The organism is Bradyrhizobium oligotrophicum (assembly GCF_051168495.1).
In the GTDB taxonomy this organism is placed as follows: domain Bacteria; phylum Pseudomonadota; class Alphaproteobacteria; order Rhizobiales; family Xanthobacteraceae; genus Bradyrhizobium; species Bradyrhizobium oligotrophicum_A.
The window spans coordinates 152,857-172,594 of sequence record NZ_JBNPVB010000011.1 but is presented as its reverse complement, the minus strand read 5'-3'; the positions used below and the strand labels follow the sequence as shown (position 1 = coordinate 172,594).

Annotated in this window: 15 protein-coding genes; 13 read left to right on the top strand and 2 right to left on the bottom strand. The window is 65.8% G+C overall.

The features are described 5' to 3' along the window. Positions 1 to 318 precede the first annotated feature (318 nt). The 9 genes from ACQR1B_RS21445 (at position 319) to ACQR1B_RS21405 (ending at position 10,816) form a co-directional block, all read left to right on the top strand. Positions 319 to 1,887, top strand: coding sequence for an ABC transporter ATP-binding protein (locus tag ACQR1B_RS21445; protein WP_434833542.1), 1,569 nt, complete (start codon positions 319 to 321; stop codon positions 1,885 to 1,887). Next, positions 1,871 to 2,962, top strand: a complete 1,092-nt coding sequence (locus ACQR1B_RS21440; RefSeq protein ID WP_434833541.1) for an ABC transporter permease — start codon at positions 1,871 to 1,873, stop codon at positions 2,960 to 2,962. Before ACQR1B_RS21445 ends, ACQR1B_RS21440 begins: the two co-directional genes overlap by 17 nt. Continuing rightward, positions 2,949 to 3,866 carry an ABC transporter permease gene (locus tag ACQR1B_RS21435; RefSeq protein ID WP_434833540.1) on the top strand — a complete coding sequence of 306 codons (918 nt, stop codon included), beginning with the start codon at positions 2,949 to 2,951 and terminating at the stop codon, positions 3,864 to 3,866. Before ACQR1B_RS21440 ends, ACQR1B_RS21435 begins: the two co-directional genes overlap by 14 nt. An 81-nt stretch (positions 3,867 to 3,947) precedes the next feature. Beyond that, positions 3,948 to 5,027, top strand: coding sequence for a BMP family ABC transporter substrate-binding protein (locus tag ACQR1B_RS21430; RefSeq protein WP_434833539.1), 1,080 nt, complete (start codon positions 3,948 to 3,950; stop codon positions 5,025 to 5,027). Positions 5,028 to 5,204: 177 nt separating this feature from the next. Further along, positions 5,205 to 6,800, top strand: a complete 1,596-nt coding sequence (locus ACQR1B_RS21425; RefSeq protein WP_434833538.1) for an ABC transporter substrate-binding protein — start codon at positions 5,205 to 5,207, stop codon at positions 6,798 to 6,800. Between the two features lie 67 nt (positions 6,801 to 6,867). After that, a complete protein-coding gene (locus tag ACQR1B_RS21420; protein WP_434833537.1) occupies positions 6,868 to 7,878 on the top strand; it encodes an ABC transporter permease subunit in 1,011 nt (336 codons plus the stop codon). Next, on the top strand, positions 7,875 to 8,786 hold the full coding sequence (locus tag ACQR1B_RS21415) for an ABC transporter permease subunit (RefSeq protein WP_434833536.1): 912 nt from the start codon (positions 7,875 to 7,877) through the stop codon (positions 8,784 to 8,786). The genes ACQR1B_RS21420 and ACQR1B_RS21415 overlap by 4 nt, the downstream gene beginning before the upstream one ends. 18 nt (positions 8,787 to 8,804) lie before the next feature. Beyond that, a complete protein-coding gene (locus tag ACQR1B_RS21410; protein WP_434833535.1) occupies positions 8,805 to 9,842 on the top strand; it encodes an ABC transporter ATP-binding protein in 1,038 nt (345 codons plus the stop codon). Continuing rightward, complete coding sequence (locus ACQR1B_RS21405) at positions 9,839 to 10,816, top strand: peptide ABC transporter ATP-binding protein (protein ID WP_434833534.1); 978 nt, start codon at positions 9,839 to 9,841, stop codon at positions 10,814 to 10,816. The genes ACQR1B_RS21410 and ACQR1B_RS21405 overlap by 4 nt, the downstream gene beginning before the upstream one ends. A 19-nt stretch (positions 10,817 to 10,835) precedes the next feature. On the opposite strand, the gene ACQR1B_RS21400 is transcribed toward ACQR1B_RS21405, so the two are convergent. Continuing rightward, positions 10,836 to 12,182 carry an 8-oxoguanine deaminase gene (locus ACQR1B_RS21400; protein WP_434833533.1) on the bottom strand — a complete coding sequence of 449 codons (1,347 nt, stop codon included), beginning with the start codon at positions 12,180 to 12,182 and terminating at the stop codon, positions 10,836 to 10,838. A 140-nt stretch (positions 12,183 to 12,322) separates the two neighbouring features. Between ACQR1B_RS21400 and ACQR1B_RS21395 the strand changes: the two genes are divergently transcribed. From ACQR1B_RS21395 to ACQR1B_RS21385, 3 genes are read left to right on the top strand one after another with little or no spacing between them, the layout of a single operon-like run. Then, positions 12,323 to 13,150: an FAD binding domain-containing protein gene (locus tag ACQR1B_RS21395; RefSeq protein ID WP_434833532.1), complete on the top strand. Its 828-nt coding sequence runs from the start codon at positions 12,323 to 12,325 to the stop codon at positions 13,148 to 13,150. Next, on the top strand, positions 13,147 to 15,861 hold the full coding sequence (locus tag ACQR1B_RS21390) for a molybdopterin-dependent oxidoreductase (RefSeq protein ID WP_434833531.1): 2,715 nt from the start codon (positions 13,147 to 13,149) through the stop codon (positions 15,859 to 15,861). The genes ACQR1B_RS21395 and ACQR1B_RS21390 overlap by 4 nt, the downstream gene beginning before the upstream one ends. A 30-nt stretch (positions 15,862 to 15,891) precedes the next feature. Further along, positions 15,892 to 17,289, top strand: coding sequence for a nucleobase:cation symporter-2 family protein (locus ACQR1B_RS21385; RefSeq protein ID WP_434833530.1), 1,398 nt, complete (start codon positions 15,892 to 15,894; stop codon positions 17,287 to 17,289). A gap of 17 nt (positions 17,290 to 17,306) precedes the next feature. Here ACQR1B_RS21385 and ACQR1B_RS21380 read toward each other — a convergent pair whose 3' ends face one another. Beyond that, positions 17,307 to 17,591: a hypothetical protein gene (locus tag ACQR1B_RS21380; protein WP_434833529.1), complete on the bottom strand. Its 285-nt coding sequence runs from the start codon at positions 17,589 to 17,591 to the stop codon at positions 17,307 to 17,309. Between the two features lie 304 nt (positions 17,592 to 17,895). Between ACQR1B_RS21380 and ACQR1B_RS21375 the strand changes: the two genes are divergently transcribed. Beyond that, on the top strand, positions 17,896 to 19,086 hold the full coding sequence (locus ACQR1B_RS21375) for a urate hydroxylase PuuD (RefSeq protein ID WP_434833528.1): 1,191 nt from the start codon (positions 17,896 to 17,898) through the stop codon (positions 19,084 to 19,086). Positions 19,087 to 19,738 lie beyond the last annotated feature (652 nt).

The following is a 19,738-nucleotide window of genomic DNA, read 5'->3' as shown; positions in this document are numbered from 1 at the left end:
CGCCGAGAGAATTCGAGCAGGCGAGCGCGGGCGGCTACGCGCATGGGATGACGCTGCTCATCCAACGAGCAGGCTGCACCGAGAGATTGATTTCCGCCGACTGTCGTAAAAGCGCCACACGCGGGCCGCGATCACGTAGCTGTAACGAAGGATAAGCACAACCGCGGACCGCATCGCAGTGCCAAACGGTGTGGACCTCGGTGTGGACGTCGCCTCGCTGGGCAAGACTTGGGCACAGGATGGCGCTTTTCGCCTCTTACGTGCGGCTGCAAATTAGCTCACAATTAAGGCAGTTCCATCCATCCGTGCGCGAGCAGCATGTCCGATCCTGCGACGGCCACTCCTCGATCCCCGCCCCCGCTCCTGCAGACGATCGGGTTGACCAAACGCTATGGCGACTTCCTCGCCAACGACAAGATCGACATCGAGATCTTTCCCCGTGAAATCCATGCGCTGCTCGGCGAGAATGGCGCCGGCAAATCCACCCTGGTCAAGACCATCTATGGCCTGGTGCAGCCGAGCTCCGGCGAGCTGCGCTGGCAGGGCGCTCCGGTCAAGCTGTCAGGCCCCTCCGAAGCGCGCTCGCTCGGCATCGGCATGGTGTTCCAGCATTTCTCGCTGTTCGACAATCTCACCGTGGCCGAGAACGTCGCGCTTGGGCTGGACGGCAAGGAGCCGTTCAAGGTGATGTCGGCGCGCCTTGCAAAGGTGGCGCAGGACTACGGCCTGCCGCTCGATCCCAAGCGCGAGGTCTGGCAATTGTCGGTCGGCGAGCGGCAGCGCATCGAGATCGTGCGCGCCCTGATGCAGAACCCGAAATTCCTGATCCTGGACGAGCCCACGGCCGTGCTGACGCCGCAGGAGGCCGACCAGCTTTTCGTTGTGCTGGAGCGCCTGAAGGCGGAAGGCCGCGCCATCCTCTACATCAGCCACAAGCTCGACGAGGTGAAGCGGCTGTGCGACACCGCCACCATTCTGCGAGGTGGCAAGAAGGTCGCGACCTGCAATCCGAAGCGCGAGACCGCGGCCTCGCTCGCCCGCATGATGGTGGGCGCCGAGATCAAGGAGGTGAAGACGCCGGCCGAGCGACGCACCACCGTGCCGCGCCTGGTCGTCAACGATCTCACCCTCGCGCCCGCCGAACTGCATGGCGTACGCCTGCAGAACATCTCCTTCGAGCTGAAGGGCGGCGAGATCCTCGGCATCGCCGGCGTCGCTGGCAACGGCCAGGACGAGCTGTTCGCCGCGCTCTCCGGTGAGCGCCTCGTCAACGAGCCGGGCACGATCATCATCGACGGCCTCGCCTGCGGCAACCTCTCGATCACGCAGCGGCGCAAGCTGGGCGCGGCCTTCGTCCCGGAGGAACGGCTCGGTCACGGCACTGCGCCCCGGATGAGATTGTCGGAGAATGCGCTGCTGACGGGACACGCGGCCAGCGACATGGTCCGGCACGGCTTCATCAACGCCGCGGCGACCTTGCGGACCGTCGATCGCACCACCGAGACCTTCGACGTCCGCAAGGCCAAGCGCGATCCGGAGGCTGCCAGCCTGTCCGGCGGCAATCTGCAGAAATTCGTCGTCGGCCGCGAGATCCTGCGCACGCCGGCGGTGCTGATCGTCAACCAGCCGACCTGGGGTGTCGATGCGGGTGCGGCTGCGATCATCCGCCAGGCCCTGATCGATCTTGCCAGCGCTGGCGCCGCCGTGCTCGTCACCAGCCAGGATCTCGACGAGCTGATCGAGATCGCCGACCGCATCGCGGTGATGTTTCACGGCCATCTCTCGCCGGCTTTGCCGCGCGCCGAGGCCACGCGCGAGAAGCTGGGGCTGCTGATGGGCGGCGCCAGTCTCGACCAGAAGGAGGCCGCGCATGCAGCTGGTGCTTGAGAAACGCGCCGAGCGCTCGCGCACCATCGCGCTGGTGTCGCCGCTGATCGCGATCGGCCTCACGCTCGTCACCATGAGCGTGCTGTTCGCCATTCTCGGCAAGAACCCGATCACGGCGCTCGGCGTCTACTTCATCGCGCCGCTCACCGACGACTACTCGCTGCAGGAGATTGCGGTGAAGGCGACGCCGCTGGTGATGATCGCGATCGGATTGTCGCTGTGCTACCTTGCCAACGCCTGGAACATCGGCGCCGAAGGCCAATTCCTGATCGGCGCCGTCGCGGGCAGCTGGATCGCAGTGAAGACGCAAGGCACCGAGGCCGGGCACTGGGTGCTGCCGGCGATGCTCATCGCGGGCGCCGTTGCAGGCGCGCTCTATGCGCTGATCCCGGCGCTGTGCCGGGTCAAGTTCGGCGCCAGCGAGATCCTGACCAGCCTGATGCTGGTCTATGTCGCCGATCTCATTCTCGACTATCTGGTGCGCGGTCCGTGGCGTGATCCGGCCGGGTTCAACTTTCCGACCACGGCGGAGTTCGATCTGGTGGCCACCGTGCCGGTCCTGATCGAGGGCGGCCGGCTGCATCTCGGCAGCATCATCGCGCTCCTCGTGGTCGCCTGCGCCTTCGTGCTGCTCGACCGCACCATCAAGGGCTTCGAGATCCGCGTCGTCGGCGTCGCGCCGCGCGCCGCGCGGTTCGGCGGCTTCAATGCCAACCAGCTCGTCCTGCTGACCTTCGCAGTGTCGGGTGCGCTGGCCGGTCTCGCCGGCATCATCGAGGTGGCCGGACCGATCGGACATCTGCAACCGGGCATCTCGCCGGGCTATGGTTTCACTGCGATCATCGTCGCCTTCCTCGGCCGGCTCAACCCGATTGGAATATTAATTGCAGGATTGTTCCTCGCACTGACGTTCATCGGGGGTGAGCAGGCGCAGATCACGATGAAGATTCCGCTCGATGTGACCAAGGTCTTCCAGGGCATCCTGCTGTTCTACGTGCTCGCCTGCGACTCCCTGATCCTCTACCGTTTCAAGCTCGTCTTCGCCTCGCGGCAGGTGCAAAGTGGTGCTGGTTGAAGCAATCATCCTGTCGGTGCTCGCCGCATCGACGCCGCTGTTGCTGGCGGCAACCGGTGAGCTCGTCACCGAACGCTCCGGCGTGCTCAACCTCGGCGTCGAGGGCATGATGATCGTCGGCGCCGCCTGCGGCTTCGGGGGAGCGTGGCTGTCGGGCTCGATCATCGTCGGCGCACTGTGCGGCATCGTCGCCGGCATGCTGATGTCGCTCATCTTCGCGTTCATGACCCTCGGTCTTGCCGTCAACCAGGTGGCGACGGGCCTGGCGCTGACCATTCTCGGCGTCGGCCTCTCCGGCCTGATCGGCGCACGCTTCGTCGGCGAGCGCATCGCCACCGCGCCACACCTTTCCATTCCCGGCCTCAGCGACATCCCGCTGGTCGGCCGCATCCTGTTCGGCGAGGACGCCTTCGTCTATCTGTCGCTGGCCTTGATCATCGCCGTATGGTGGTTCCTCTACCGCACCCGCGCCGGTCTCGTGCTGCGCGCCTGCGGCGACAACCACGTCTCCGCACATGCGCTCGGCTATCCCGTGCTGCACATCCGCATGCTGGCCGTGCTGTTCGGCGGCGGCTGCGCCGGGCTCGCCGGCGCCTATCTGCCGCTCGCCTACACGCCGTTCTTCATTCCTGGCATGACGGCAGGACGCGGCTGGATCGCGCTGGCGCTGGTCGTGTTCGCATCCTGGCGGCCGGGCCGGCTGGTCGTCGGCGCCTACCTGTTTGGAGCCGTGACGATCCTGCAGCTGCATGCGCAAGGCGCCGGCGTCGGCATTCCCTCGCAATTCATGTCGGCACTGCCCTATCTCGCGACAGTCATCGTGCTGGTGCTGCTGTCGCGCGCCCGCACCGGCGGCTCGACCGCACCGGCGGCATTGGGGACGGTGTTCGTGCCGGATCGCTGACACAGCTCGACAGGGCGCCCGCGATGGGGCGCGACGCTCTGGATTGCACGGTTTTCCCCTGACCATTTGGAGACATTGACCATGATGAAAAGGCTTCTGGGGGCTGCTGCCGCACTGGTGCTGGCGGGAAGCATCGCCGGCGTCGCTCACGCCGCCGACAAGCTGAAGGTCGGCTTCATCTATCTCGGACCGATTGGCGATCTCGGCTGGACCTATCAGCACGAGCTGGCGCGCCAGGCGCTGGTCAAGGAATTCGGCGACAAGATCGAGACCACTTATCTCGAGAACGTGCCGGAAGGCCCCGACTCCGAGCGCGCGATCGAGCAGCTGGTCCGCGCCGGCAACAAGCTGATCTTCACGACCTCGTTCGGCTACATGGACCCGACCCTGAAGGTCGCCAAGAAATATCCCAACGTGCATTTCGAGCACGCGACCGGCTACAAGCGCGACAAGAACATGTCGACCTATTCGGCGCGCTGGTATCAGGGCCGCTACATTCAGGGGATCATTGCCGGCAAGATGTCGAAGGCCGGCGTGCTCGGCTATATCGGCTCGTTCCCGATCCCGGAGGTCATCTCGGGCATCAACGCCACCATCATCGGAGCACAGACGGTCAATCCGAACATCAAGGTCAAGATCATCTGGGCCAACACCTGGTTCGACCCCGGCAAGGAAGCCGACGCCGCCAAGGCGCTGATCGACCAGGGCGCCGACATCATCATGCAGCACACGGACAGTCCGGCGGCGATGCAGGTGGCAAGCGAACGCGGCAAGCTCGCCTTCGGCCAAGATTCCGAAATGATCAAGTTCGGTCCGAAGACCCAGCTGACCTCGATCCTCGACACCTGGGGCCCCTACTACATCGCCCGCGTCAAGGCCGAACTCGACGGCACATGGAAGTCCGAAGACACCTGGGGCGGCCTCGACTCCAAGATGTTCGAGATGGCGCCCTACACCAACATGCCCGACGACGTGAAGAAGCTGGCCGAGGAAACCCAGGTCGCGATCACCTCCGGCAAGTTGCATCCGTTCAAATGCCCGGTGCTCGGCCAGGACGGCAAGGAAGTCGAATGCAAGGGCGGCGATCACCTCGCCGACGGCCAGATTCTCGGCATGAACTTCTACGTCAAGGGCGTCGATGACAAGGTTCCGGGAAAATAGCCGACGCCGCTGAGCAGGCTCCTGCCGTCCCAGGGCGTGGCATATCTGCCGGTGCGGAACATCGGATCGATGTTCGCGCGGCGTTACATCGCCTTGGGACGCATTGACAGCCGCGAGACTCGATAGCAAGGTCGCGCGGCCGTCACAACTGCACCGCGAAATATCTGGAGTTCCGAAGTGGACAGATCTTTCCTGCTCGCCGCCGTTTGCGCTTGCGCGCTGGCAGCAGCTCCCGCCGCGTCTGCCAAAACCCTGGTGTTCTGCTCGGAAGGCAGCCCGGAGAATTTCTATCCCGGCGTCAACACGACCGGCACGTCTTTCGATGGCAATGAGCCGATCTACAACCGTATCGTGGAGTTCGAACGCGGTGGCACGCAGGTCGGGCCGGGTCTGGCAGAAACATGGACGATCTCCCCGGACGGCACCGTCTATACTTTCAACCTGCGCAAGGGCGTGAAGTGGCATTCGACCAAGTCGTTCAAGCCGACGCGCGACTTCAACGCAGATGACGTGATGTTCTCGATCGAGCGGCAATGGAAGGAAGACAGTCCGTATTTCAAGGTGACGAGTTCCAACCACTCGTATTTCGGCGACATGGGCATGCCGAAACTGCTGAAGTCGGTCGAGAAGGTCGACGACTCCACGATCAGGGTGACGCTGAACCAGCCGGAAGCCCCGTTCCTGGCCGATCTCGCGATGCCTTTCGCGGCCATCCAGTCGAAAGAATATGCCGATGCCATGCTGAAGGCCGGCACGCCGGAGAAGATCGACCAGGACCCGGTCGGCACCGGCCCGTTCTATCTGGTGCAATATCAGAAGGACGCCGTCATCCGGTACAAGGCATTCCCCGCTTATTGGGGCGGCAAGGCGAAGATCGACGATCTCGTCTATGCGATCACGCCCGATTCATCGGTGCGCTGGGCCAAGCTCCAGAAGGGCGAATGCGACGTGATGCCCTATCCGAACCCGGCCGACATCGATGCGATCAGGTCGGATCCCAACGTCACGGTGCTGGAACAGCCGGGCCTCAACGTCGGCTACCTGGCGTTCCAAACCCAGAAGAAACCGTTCGACGACGTGCGCGTGCGCAAGGCCATCAGCATGGCGATCGACAAGAAGGCGATCATCGACGCCGTCTATCTGTCGACCGGCATCGCCGCCAAGAACCCGATCCCGCCTTCGATGTGGTCCTACAACGACAGCGTCAAGGACGATCCCTACGATCCGGAAGCCGCCAAGAAGCTGCTCGCCGAGGCGGGCTTTCCGAACGGCCTGGAGACCGATCTCTGGGCGATGCCGGTGCAGCGCCCCTACAATCCGAATGCCAAGCGCATTGCCGAGTTGATGCAGGCCGATCTCGCCAAGATCGGCGTCAAGGCCGAGATCAAGTCGTTCGAATGGGGCGAGTATCGCAAGCGGTTGCAGGCCGGCGAGCATCAGATGGGGATGATGGGCTGGACCGGCGACAATGGCGATCCCGACAATTTCCTGCATACGTTGCTGGGCTGCGCCTCCGCGCAATCAGGAGGATCGAACGTCGCCAAGTTCTGTTACCAGCCGTTCGAGGACCTGGTCCTGAAGGCAAAGACCGTCAGCGATCAGGCCGAGCGGACCAAACTCTATGCGCAGGCTCAGCTGGTCTTCAAGGAGCAGGCGCCGTGGTTCACCATCGCGCATGCCGTGCAGTTGAAGCCGGTCAGAAAGCGCGTCGTCGACTTCAAGCTGTCACCGTTCGGGCGGCACAGCTTCTATGGCGTCGACGTCAAGGATTAGCGAAAGAGAGGGCTGAGCGGCCTTGGCCGCTCGGCCTCCGCCCGTCCGGGCGGATGAAGAGAACGCCATGCTCCGTTTCGTCTTGACCCGGCTCAGCCTCGTAATTCCGACCTTCCTCGGGATCACGCTGCTGGTGTTCGTGCTGATCCGCCTGATCCCGGGCGATCCCATCGAGACCATGGCCGGCGAGCGCGGCATCGATCCGGCCCGGCTCGCGCAATTGCGCAAGGATTACGGCTTCGATCAGCCGGTGCTCGTGCAATACGGCCTCTATCTCTCGCGACTTGCGCAAGGCGATCTCGGCCGCTCGATCGTCACACATGAGCCGGTGATATCGGAATTCCAGAGCCTGTTCCCGGCGACGATCGAGCTGTCGGTGTGCGCGATCCTGTTCGCACTGTGTCTGGGATTGCCCGCCGGCATCATCGCGGCCGTCAAGCGCAACTCCATCTTCGATCATGGCGTGATGGGCATCTCGCTGACCGGCTATTCGATGCCGATCTTCTGGTGGGGACTGCTTCTGATCCTGCTGTTCTCGGTGCAGCTCGGATGGACGCCCGTGTCGGGGCGGATCGCCGTGCAGTACTACATCGAGCCGGTGACCGGCTTCCTGCTGATCGATACGCTGCTGGAAGGAGACATCGAGGCGTTTCGTTCGGCCTTGTCGCATCTGGTGCTGCCGACGATCGTGCTCGGCACGGTGCCGCTGGCGGTGATCGCCCGCATGACGCGGTCCGCCATGCTGGAGGTGCTGGGCGAGGATTACATCCGCACCGCGCGCGCCAAGGGGCTGCCGCCGTTCCGGGTGATCGCGATCCATGCGTTGCGCAATGCGCTGATCCCGGTGGTGACGGTGATCGGGCTGCAGATCGGCGTGCTGTTCACCGGCGCGATCCTCACCGAGACGATCTTTTCCTGGCCCGGCGTCGGCAAATGGCTGATCGAGGGCATCAACCGCCGCGACTATCCGGTCCTGCAGGGTGGCACGCTGCTGATCGGCGCGATCGTCATGATGATCAATCTGCTGGTCGACGTCACCTACGGCCTGATCAATCCCCGCATCCGGTATACACGATGACCGCCGAAGTCCTCGAAACGCCTGCCGTCGTGGCGCAAGCCGGCGCGCCGCCGCATCCGCTGGTGGAGTTCTGGTTCTATTTCAAGGACAATGCCGGCGCCGTAGCGGGCCTCGTCGTGATCGCGATCCTGGTGCTGCTCGCGCTCTCGGCCGATGTCGTCGCGCCGCATTCGCCCATTCTCACCAACAATGCAGTCTTTCTCAAGCCGCCGGTCTGGCAACAGGGCGGATCGATCGCCTATCCGCTCGGCACCGACGCCATCGGCCGCGATATTCTCTCCCGCCTCATCCATGGCGCGCGGCTGTCGCTGCTGATCGGCATCGCGGTGGTGACGCTCTCGGTGATCTCGGGGACCATCCTCGGCCTGGTCGCGGGGTTCTTCCGCGGCGTGATCGAGATCGCGATCATGCGGCTGATGGACATTACGCTGACGCTGCCGAGCCTGCTGCTCGCGATCGTGATCGTCGCGATCCTCGGGCCGGGCCTGATGAATGCCATGCTGGCGGTGGCGATCGTGCTGCTGCCGCACTACGTGCGGATCGCGCGCGCCGCCGTGATCAGCGAGGTCTCGAAAGACTACGTCATGGCGGCCAAGGTCGCAGGCGCCGGCCGGCTGCGGCTGATGATCAAGGAGGTGCTGCCGAATTGCGCTGCGCCCCTGATCGTGCAGGCGACGCTCGGCATCTCGACTGCGATCCTGGACGCGGCCGCGCTCGGCTTTCTCGGTCTCGGCGCGCAGCCGCCCTCGCCCGAATGGGGAACGATGCTGGCGGACGCGCGGGAATTCGTGCTGCGGGCGTGGTGGGTCGTGACCTTTCCGGGCCTGGCGATCCTCGTGACCGTGCTCGCCTTCAACCTGCTGGGCGACGGGCTGCGCGACGCGCTCGATCCCAAGCTCAAACGTTAGCATGCCGAAGGCCAACTGATGCCGCTGCTCGAGATCGAGAATCTGTCGGTCGCGTTTCCATCGCAGAACGGGATGGTCCGCGCCGTCGACGGCGTCAGCATCACGCTCGACAAGGGCGAGGTGCTCGGCATCGTCGGCGAATCCGGCTCCGGCAAGAGCGTCGGCATGCTGGCGCTGATGGGCCTCGTGCCTTTTCCGGGGCGCGTCAAGGCCGACAAGCTCTTGTTCGAGGGACGTGATCTGCAGACTCTGTCCGACCGCGAGCGGCGCGCGCTGACCGGCAAGGACGTCGCGATGATCTTCCAGGAGCCGACGACGTCGCTCAATCCCTCCTTCACGATCGGCTATCAGCTGGCCGAGACGTTGCAGATCCACGAAGGGATGGACCGCAAGGCCGCGCGGCGGCGCGTGATCGAACTGCTGGAGCAGGTCGGCATTCCCGCCGCAGAGAGCCGGCTGTCGGCCTATCCGCACCAGCTCTCCGGCGGCATGAACCAGCGCGTCATGATCGCGATGGCAATCGCCTGCAATCCGAAACTCCTGATCGCCGACGAGCCGACCACCGCGCTCGACGTCACCATCCAGGCCCAGATCCTCGATCTGCTGCTGTCGCTGCAGCGCGACCGCGGCATGGCGCTGATCCTGATCACGCACAACATGGGCGTGGTCTCGGACACCACCGAGCGCGTCGCCGTAATGTATGCGGGCCAGATCATGGAGCAGCGTCCGACCGCGAGCCTGTTCGCCTCGCCGCAGCATCCGTACACGGCCGCGCTGCTGGCGGCGCGTCCCGAGGCGAGCGACGGCGGACGGCTCGCCACCATTCCGGGCGTGGTGCCGGGGGCCTACGATCGCCCGCCCGGGTGCCTGTTCAGTCCGCGCTGCGCCTATGCGACCCCGCTGGCCGACAATCGACGCCCCGACCTGCGCCCCTGGATGGACGGCCTGATCCGTTGTCATTATCCGCTCAGTGATCCCACGCGGGATGAACGCATCGCCGCCGATCGCGGCAACGCCAGTAGGGCGCCGGTCCTCAAGCGCGAGGACGTGTCATGACGGCGCTCGTCACCGCCACCGATCTCAAGCGCAGCTACGACGTCAAGCAGGGCTGGTTCCGCGCCCCGGCGCAGCTGCAGGCCGTGGGCGGCGTGTCGTTCGCGCTGGACGCCGGCAAGACGCTGGCGATCGTCGGCGAATCCGGTTGCGGCAAGTCGACTCTGGCACGGCTGGTGACCCTGATCGAGAAGCCGAGCGCCGGTACGCTCGTGCTCGACGGCGTCGACGCGGTCGATCCTCCCGCGAGCGCCGTGAAGACGTTGCGCCGCACCGTGCAGATCGTATTCCAGAATCCCTATGGGTCACTCAACCCGCGCAAACGCGTCGGCGCCATTCTCGAAGAGCCGCTGATCATCAACACCAGCCTGTCGAAGCAGGAGCGGCGCGCAAGGGCGCTCGACATGATGGCGCGGGTGGGCTTGCGGCCTGAGCAGTATGGCCGCTATCCGCACATGTTCTCCGGCGGCCAGCGCCAGCGCATCGCGATCGCGCGCGCCTTGATGTTGCGGCCGAAGCTGCTGGTTGCCGACGAGCCGGTCTCCGCGCTCGACATGTCGGTACAGGCGCAGGTGCTCAATCTCCTGGTCGATCTGCAGCGCGAAATGGGGCTGGCGTATCTCTTCATCTCGCACGATCTCGGCGTCGTCAGGCACATCGCCGACGACGTGCTGATCATGTATCTGGGACTGGCGATGGAGCACGGGCCAAAGGATCGCATCTTCGCCCGGCCGTTGCATCCCTATGCGCAGGCCCTGCTCGACGCCACACCGGGCCTCGGCCGCACACGCCAGCGCATCGTTCCGAAGGGCGAGCTGCCCTCGCCGCTCGATCCGCCGAACGGCTGTGTCTTCTCCACCCGCTGTCCCCATGTGACGGATCTCTGCCGCGCCCAGCGTCCACCATTGCGACCGCTCGACGGCCGCCTCGTCTCCTGCCACTACGCCGAGCGTTTCCTGGAAATGCAGGCGGCGTAGAGATCGGTTTGGGTCCGCTTCATTGCGACCGCATCGCCCTCGCCGCCGCGCTGTGCCGGCCGATCAGGCCCGCGACATCCAGCCCAGGAACGGCGCCATCGATCACCGTCCAGCGGCCGCCGACCATCACCCGATCCGCGCGATGCGCGCCGCACAGCACCAGCGCCGCGATCGGATCGCCGGCTCCGGAGAAGCGCAGCTCGTCGAGCTTGAACAGCGCCAGATCCGCCGCCTTCCCCACCGCGATCTCGCCAAGCTCCGGCCGGCCGACACACGCGGCGGAACCTTTCGTCGCCCAGCGCAGCGCATCCTTGTGGCTGATGCGGCTGACGCCATAGCGCGCCCGCTGCAGCAGGAACGCAGCGCGCACCTCCTGCATCAGATTCGAGCCGTCGTTGGAGGCCGAGCCGTCGACGCCGAGACCGATGCCGACGCCGGCCTCCTCCATCTCGCACACCGGACAGCAGCCGGAGGCGAGCAGCTGGTTCGAGCAGGCGCAATGGCTGATGGTGGTCTTGGCCTTGCCGAGCCGCTTGATCTCCTCGGCATTGAAGAAGATGCCGTGCGCGAGCCAGGTGCGCGGTCCGAGCCAGCCGTTCTGTTCGAGATAGTCGAGCGGACGGCAGCCGAACATCTGCTCGCAGAAGCGGTTCTCGTCCTCGGTCTCCGCCAGATGGGTATGCAGGCGGACATCGAGCCTGTCGGCGAGCGCAGCGGTTTTCTGCATCAAGGATCCCGTCACAGAGAACGGCGAACACGGCGCCAGCGCGATCTGCACCATCGCGTCCGGCCCGCGCTCGTGAAAGGTCGCGACCACGCGCTCGCTGTCGGCCAGGATGGTGTCCTCGTCCTGCACCACGCTGTCCGGAGGCAGCCCGCCGTCGCGCTCCGACAGGTTCATCGAGCCGCGGGTCAGCAGCACCCGGATGCCGAGCCGCTTCGCCGCCGCCACCTCGATGCCGACGGCATCCTCCAGACCGGTTGGAAACACGTAGTGGTGATCGGTCGTCGTCGTGCAGCCCGACAGCATCAGTTCGGCCATGGCCAGGGTCACGGCCGCATCGAGCGCCTCCGGCGTCAGCTTCGCCCAGATCGGATACAGCGCCTTCAGCCACGGGAACAGCTCGCGGTCCAACGCCGCCGGCAGCGCACGGGTCAAAGTCTGGTAGAAGTGATGATGCGTGTTGATCAGCCCGGGAATGATGACATGCGCGCTCGCGTCATACACCACCGCGCCAACTGTGGCGGGCTCGGCGCCGGCGGCCACCAGCTCGATGATGCGGCCGTCCTTGACGACGACGCCGCGCGCAGCGCCCTGAGCCAGAATGGCGAGCGGGTCCTTGATCCAGATCGGCGTGGTGCTCATGGCTGTCTCGTCCCGCTGATTGAGCGTTCGCGTTTGCTGATGACCTGCAAGCGAAAGGCCAACGTCATCCTATTGCCAGTTGGCGCTGGTCTTGCAAGGATTTCACCGGCGATCCCCGTCGCCGGTGAGCTTGTGTAACCATGGACCTGAACACCATAACTGAGGTCGTGCGCCCGAAAACGCGGGCGGAGCTGCCCGCCTGGAAGGCAGGCGATGCCTGGCTGGCCGGCGGCACTTGGCTGTTCTCGGAGCCGCAGGCACAGCTGTCGCGGCTGGTCGACCTGAGCGATCTCGCCTGGCCGCCACTCACCGTCAGCGACCAGGGCCTGAGCATCGCAGCGACCTGCAGCGTCGCCGAGCTCGACGCGCTGCCATGCCCAGCCGACTGGATCGCAGCGCCCTTGATCGACCAATGCTGCCGCGCGTTCCTGGCCTCGTTCAAGATCTGGAAGACGGCGACGGTCGGCGGCAATCTCTGCATGTCGCTGCCGGCAGGGCCTATGATCTCGCTGCTCGCCGCGCTCGAAGGCGTGTGCACGATCTGGAAGAGTGACGGCAGCGAACGGCGCATCGCGGCCGCTGACTTCGTCATCGACAACAACAGGAATTTGCTCGCGCCCGGCGACCTGCTGCGCCAGATCGACGTCCCGCTCGCCGCGCTGAAGCGGCGCACCGCCTTTCGCCAGATCGCATTGACGCCGGTCGGACGCTCCGGAGCTCTCGTCATCGGTACGATGGGCCGCGACGGCGACCTGCTGCTCACGGTAACGGCCTCGACCATCAAGCCGCTGCAGCTGCGCTTCACCACCATGCCCGACGCAGCCGCGCTTCGCGCGCGCATTCTCAGTGACATTGCTGATGACCTCTATCATGACGACCTCCACGGCAAGCCGGCGTGGCGCAAGGCGATGACGCTGCGCCTCGCCGAGGAGATCCGCGCCGAGCTCCCAGGCGGCGCGCGGCCATGAGCGTGATCGTCAACGGCACAGCGGTCGATGCCACGCCGCGCCCGGGGCAGTGCCTGCGCACCTTCCTGCGCGACGCCGGCCATTTCGGCGTCAAGAAGGGCTGCGACGCCGGCGACTGCGGCGCCTGCACCGTGCTGCTCGACGGCGGGCCGGTGCATAGCTGCCTGATCCCGGCGTTCCGCGCCGACGGCAAGGCGGTCACGACGGTCGAAGGTCTTGCGAGCGATGACGGCCTGCATCCAATGCAGCAGGCCTTTCTCGATGCGCAGGCGTTTCAATGCGGCTTCTGCACCGCAGGGATGATCGTCACCTGCGCTTCGCTCAATCAGGCGCAGAAGAAGGATCTCGGCGCGGCGCTGAAGGGCAATCTGTGCCGCTGCACCGGCTATCGCGCGATCGAGGACGCGCTCCTTGGCCGCACCAACGTCGAGGACGTCGCGGCCGGCGAAGCCTTCGGCCGCAGCCTGCCCGCACCGGCCGGGCCTGACGTCGTGCGCGGCCAGGCGCGCTACACCTTCGACACAGGGATCGACGGCCTGCTGCACGTCAAGCTGTTGCGCTCGCCGCACGCGCATGCGCGCATCACCGGCATCGACAAGGTGGCTGCGCTGGCCGTCCCCGGCGTGCATGCGGTGCTCACGCATGAGGATGCGCCCGCCATTCTGTTCTCGACCGCGCGCCACGAACAGGCCTGGATGGACCCGGCCGACACCCGCGTGCTCGACGATGTCGTCCGCTTCATCGGCCAGAAGGTCGCCGCCGTGGTCGCCGACAGCGAAGCCGCTGCCGAGGAAGGCTGCCGGCGTCTCGTCGTCGACTACGAGATCCTGCCCGCCGTGGTCGATCCCGAAGCCGCGATCGCGCCCGGGGCGCCGGTCATTCACGCCGGCCGCTCGGCCGAGCATCGCATCGCCGATGTCGGCCGCAACATCGCTGCCGAGACCCATGGCGAATTCGGAGATGTCGCGACCGCGCTGCGAACCGCCGTCGCGACCTATGAGGGCACCTTCACGACACAGCGCGTCCAGCATGCGGCACTGGAAACCCACGGCGGCCTCGCCTGGATCGACGAGGCCGGCATCCTCAATGTCCGCTCCAGCACCCAGGTGCCGTTCCTGACGCGGCGGGCGCTGTGCGAGATCTTTGCGCTCACTCCCGACAAGGTCCGCGTGTTCTGCGCGCGCGTCGGCGGCGGCTTCGGCGGCAAGCAGGAGATGTTCGTCGAGGACATCCTGGCGCTCGCGGCATTGAAGACCGGACGTCCGGTCAAACTCGAATTCACCCGCGAGGAGCAGTTCATCGGCACCTCGACGCGGCATCCGATGCGCGTCACCGTCAAAGCCGGCGCCGACAAGGACGGCAAGCTCACCGCGCTGCAACTCGACGTGCTCTCGAACACCGGCGCCTATGGCAACCATGCGGGTCCGGTGCTGTTCCATGCCTGCGGCGAGTCGATCTCGGTTTACAATTGCCCTAACAAGAAGGTCGACGGCGTCGCCATCTACACCAACACGGTGCCGGCCGGCGCCTATCGCGGCTATGGCCTGCCGCAGACCACTTTCGCGGTCGAGGCTGCGATCGACGAGCTCGCGCTGCAGCTCGGCATCGATCCGTTCGAGATGCGCCGCCGCAACATCGTCAGGCCCGGCGATCCGATGCTGGCGCCGCCCGGCGCCGAGCATAGCGACGTGCTGTACGGCTCCTACGGGCTCGACCAGTGCCTCGATCTGGTCGAGCGCGCCATGGCCGAGTCGATGCCGACACCGGAGCTGTCGGCCGAGTGGCTCACGGGCGACGGCATCGCGCTGACGATGATCGACACCGTCCCGCCCGACGGCCACTTCGCCGATGCCACGATCAGCCTCCGCGACGATGGCGGCTTCGCGCTCAGCGTCGGCACCGCCGAATTCGGCAATGGCACCAGCACGGTGCATCGCCAGATTGCCGCGACCGTGCTCGGCACGACGGTCGACCGCATTTCCCTCAGCCAGTCCGACACCGCGCATGGCGGTCACGACACCGGCGCCTATGGCTCGACCGGCACCTTTGTGGCCGGACGGGCGACGCAGGCCGCGGCCGAGGCGCTTGCCGACAAGATCAAGCGCTTCGCGGCAGATCGCTGGAACGTTGACGCCGCCGACTGCCAGATCGTGGATGACGCCGTCAGTTGCGGCGCGCAGCGGCTCTCCTTCGCAAGCGTCGCCAGCATCGGTGCAGACCAGCTGGCCGCCAGCGGCAACTCGCAGGGCACACCGCGCTCGGTCGCGTTCAACGTCCAGGGCTTTCGCGTGGCGGTGAACCGGCACACCGGCGCGGTCAGGATCCTCAGAAGCGTGCAGGCGGCGGATGCCGGCCGCGTCGCCAATCCGATGCAGTGCCGCGGCCAGGTCGAGGGCGGCGTCGCGCAGGCGCTGGGTGCGGCGCTCTACGAGGAGGTGGTGATCGACGGCGCGGGGCGCGTGGTCAATCCGCGCTTCCGCGACTATCATCTGCCGTCCTACGCCGACGTGCCACGCACCGAGGTTCTGTTCGCGGACACCAACGACGTCATCGGTCCGCTGGGGGCGAAGTCGATGAGCGAGAGCCCGTACAATCCGGTCGCCGCCGCGCTCGGCAACGCGCTGCGCGCCGCGACCGGCATCCGCTTCTCGGCCGTTCCGTTCAAGCCGGACCGGCTGTTTCCGCAGTTGCAGGAGACGTTCGGCGACTAACGACATCATGGGGACGATCCGGGGGGAGACATGAGCGAGACGAGCCATCCTGTCGACGAGATGCTGCCGGTCCCGAAACTGCTCCCGCTCGGGCTGCAGCATGTGCTGGTGATGTATGCCGGCGCGGTCGCGGTGCCGCTGATCATCGGCCGCGCCTTGAAGCTGCCGCCCGAGGACGTCGCCTTCCTGATCAGCGCCGATCTGTTCGCCTGCGGCCTGGCCACCCTCGTGCAGTGCATCGGCTTCCCCGGCGTCGGCATTCGCCTGCCGGTCATGATGGGCGTGACCTTCGCCTCCGTCGGCCCGATGCTGTCGATGGCGGCCTCGCCCGAGATCGGCCTGCTCGGCATCTACGGCTCGGTCATCGCCGCCGGCCTGTTCGGCATCATCGTCGCGCCCTTCGTCAGCCGGCTGCTGCCGCTGTTTCCGCCCGTGGTGACCGGCACCATCATCCTCATCATCGGCATCTCGCTGATGCGCGTCGGCATCAACTGGGCCGGCGGCGGCCTGCCGACCCTCACCAAGGTCGTCGACGGTGTGCCCGGCGCCTTCCCCAATCCGAACTACGGCCAGCTTCAGGGCCTCGGCATCGCGCTGTTCGTGCTGCTGTTCATCCTGGGCCTGATCAAATGGGGCACCGGCTTTCTCGCCAACGTCTCGGTGCTGCTCGGCATCGTCGCGGGCGCGGTGCTCGCGACGATGCTCGACGTGATGCACTTCGACAAGGTCGCGGCAGCGCCCTGGGGGGCACTGGTGATTCCGTTCAAGTTCGGCATCCCGCAATTCCAGTTCGTGCCGATCATGACGATGTGCATCGTCATGATCGTTGTCATGATCGAGTCGCTCGGCATGTTCCTGGCGCTTGGCGAGATCACCGGCAAGACCGTGGATCGCGAGGCGCTGTCGCGCGGCCTGCGCGCCGACGGCGTCGGCACCCTGCTCGGCGGCATCTTCAACACCTTCCCTTACACCTCGTTCTCGCAGAATGTCGGTCTGGTCTCGGTCACCGGCGTGCGCACGCGATGGGTGACGATCACCGGCGGCGGCATCATGCTGCTGCTCGGGCTGCTGCCGAAGATGGCCGCGCTCGTCGAGGCCGTGCCGCAGGTCGTGCTCGGCGGCGCCGGCCTCGTGATGTTCGGCATGGTGGCGGCGACCGGCGCGCGCATCCTCGCCAATGTCGATTTCAAGACCAACCGCTTCAACCTGTTCATCGTCGCGATCTCGGTCGGCTTCGGCCTGATCCCGCTCGTCGCGCCGCGCTTCTTCCACAACCTGCCGAAGGATCTGCAGCCGTTGCTGGAATCCGGGATCCTGCTCTGCGCCGTCGTCGCCGTGCTGCTGAACGCGTTCTTCAACGGGCTCGGCAGCGGCAAGACCGCGGAGGCCGACGCCGCCGCCGCCGCGTCGTCCGCGCAGCACGTCTGAGGCGAGGGATGGCTGCGCTACTGCTTCGGCCGGCGGTCGTAGGACCATCCGAACAGGCCGCTCCGCTCGCTCTCCGGCTCGGGCTCGGCGGCCGGAGCGGGCTGCGGCGGCGACGCGGGCGCGACCGGCTTTGGAATGCTCTCGCATTTCATCGAATAGACCAGCTTGCCATCCTCGGTGCGCCCGATCGGCACACAGGCATCGGCGCGCTTGGCGGCTCCCTTCAGAGCGGTCTGGGCCATTGCGGCGTGTGTCACGGCCACCTGCGCCGCCACGACAATCATCAGACCCAGTCTCTTCATCACAACCGTCCCGCTTTGCTTTCCAACTCATTGAACGCAATCGCTTCGCGGAAGTCCACCGCAACGAACATTTCTGAAGATCTGCGTCCTGCGCCACGCGGACGGTGCGCTCCCTCTCCCCGTTCTTACGGGGAGAGGGCTGGGGTAAGGGGCAGCCACACACACCGACCTCGCGGCGAGTCCCCCTCACCCGGATTGCATCTGGCGATGCAATCCGACCTCTCCCCGAAAGCGGGGAGAGGTGAGCACCGCGCCGGCCGGGCGATGTGGGCTCGAACAAACAAAGTAAGGAGATGAGCGCGCGATGTGGGCCTCGATCATATCGGAATGGCTGAGCCTGATCTTCCGCTGGCTGCACGTGATCGCCGCGGTCGCCTGGATCGGCAGTTCGTTCTACTTCATCGCCCTCGACCTCAGCCTGAAGCCGCGCGAAAACCTGCCGAAGGGCGTGATGGGCGAGGCCTGGCAGGTCCATGGCGGCGGCTTCTACCACATCGTCAAATATCTGGTGGCGCCGGCGCAGATGCCGAGCGAGCTGACCTGGTTCAAATGGGAGGCCTACACCACCTGGCTGTCCGGCTTCGTGCTGATGATCGTGGTGTATTATCTCAACGCCGACCTGTTCCTGATCGACAAGTCGATCCTCGACCTCACGCCCGTCCAGGCCGGCCTGTTCAGCTTCGGCTCGCTGGCGCTGGCGTGGCTGCTCTATGAGGCCGCCTGCCGCAGCGGGCTGGCCAGGCATGAGCTGCCCTTCGCGATCGGCGGCTACGTCTTTCTCGTCGCGCTGACCTTCGCCTTCGCCCACGTGCTGAGCGGCCGCGGCGCCTTCAACCAGATCGGCGCCATCATCGGCACCATCATGGTCGCCAACGTGTTCGCGGTGATCATTCCCAACCAGAAGAAGATCGTCGCCGCGCTGCTGGCGGGCGAGGCGCCCGACCCCAGGCTCGGCAAGGCCGGCAAGGAGCGCTCGGTCCACAACAACTACCTCACCCTGCCGGTGGTGGTGCTGATGATCAGCAACCACTATCCGCTGCTGTTCGGCACCCGCTACAATTGGGTCATCGTCGCCATCGTGCTCGCGCTCGGCCCCGTCATCCGCCATTTCTTCAACGAGCGTCACAAGGGCAACGCCTCGCCCTGGTGGGTGTGGGGCGTCGCCGGCGCGGGCATGATCGCGATCCTGCTGCTGTCGGCCGCTGGTCCCCGCGACGCCAAGACGGCGGCGACGAGCGCGCAGCCGAGCTTCGCCCAGGTCGAGGAGATCGTGACCTCCCGCTGCAGCATGTGCCATGCCGCCGAGCCGGTGTGGGACGGCATCGTCACCGCGCCCAAGGGCGTGCGGCTCGACAGTGCCGAGCACATCCTGCGCAATGCGCGGCTGATCGCGCGCAACGCGGCGTGGTCGAACGCAATGCCGCCCGGCAACATCACCGAGATCACCGGCGAGGAACGCGCCGTGCTGGCCGCGTGGGCGGACGCGCAGCAATAGGGACGAGTCTTCGTCGTCCTGCTTCACCTATCAAACAGCCGGTCTCGTCGAGAACTTTCGCCAGGACGTGCGCGCTCCCACGGAACAGGAACGCCTTCGATCGCCTCGCTGGTGGAGAAGAGACACACATCCGTGGTCCCACGACGCGATGCGCCCAGGTTGTGCGTCAGGTCCGCCCTCGATCAGACGAGAGGGCGCAGGGAAGGCCGGACCTCGACTGAGGCCCGTGGCCCGCCTGCTCAAAAAAATGCAGGCGGCAGGTACCACAGGTCCAGCCGGACGATCCGGCCCTCCCTGCGCGATGGGTTTAACGTCTGCTCCGCGCTCTCCCCGGGGACCGGGCTTGTTTGCCCCCGTCATCGGCAACGACGCACGAACGTCATCGCCAACTTAGCGCCAGCATCGGGGCGCCAGGACCACACGGCTTGAACGTCCGCAAGCTGCCATTCGTCGAAACGCTGCAAGCGCCAGACAGGCTCACGGCCACCGCTCCCCGCCCCTACGTATCGTGACGACGCGTACGCCCCTCTGCATGGGACGGGATGGCCAGATACAACCACATATTCTGAAAAATAGAAAGTGGAATATTTTTCGCCGAAGCACTGGACAGCCCAAATCAGCTTGAAAGGATTGGCGGAATCATTTTTCCGGC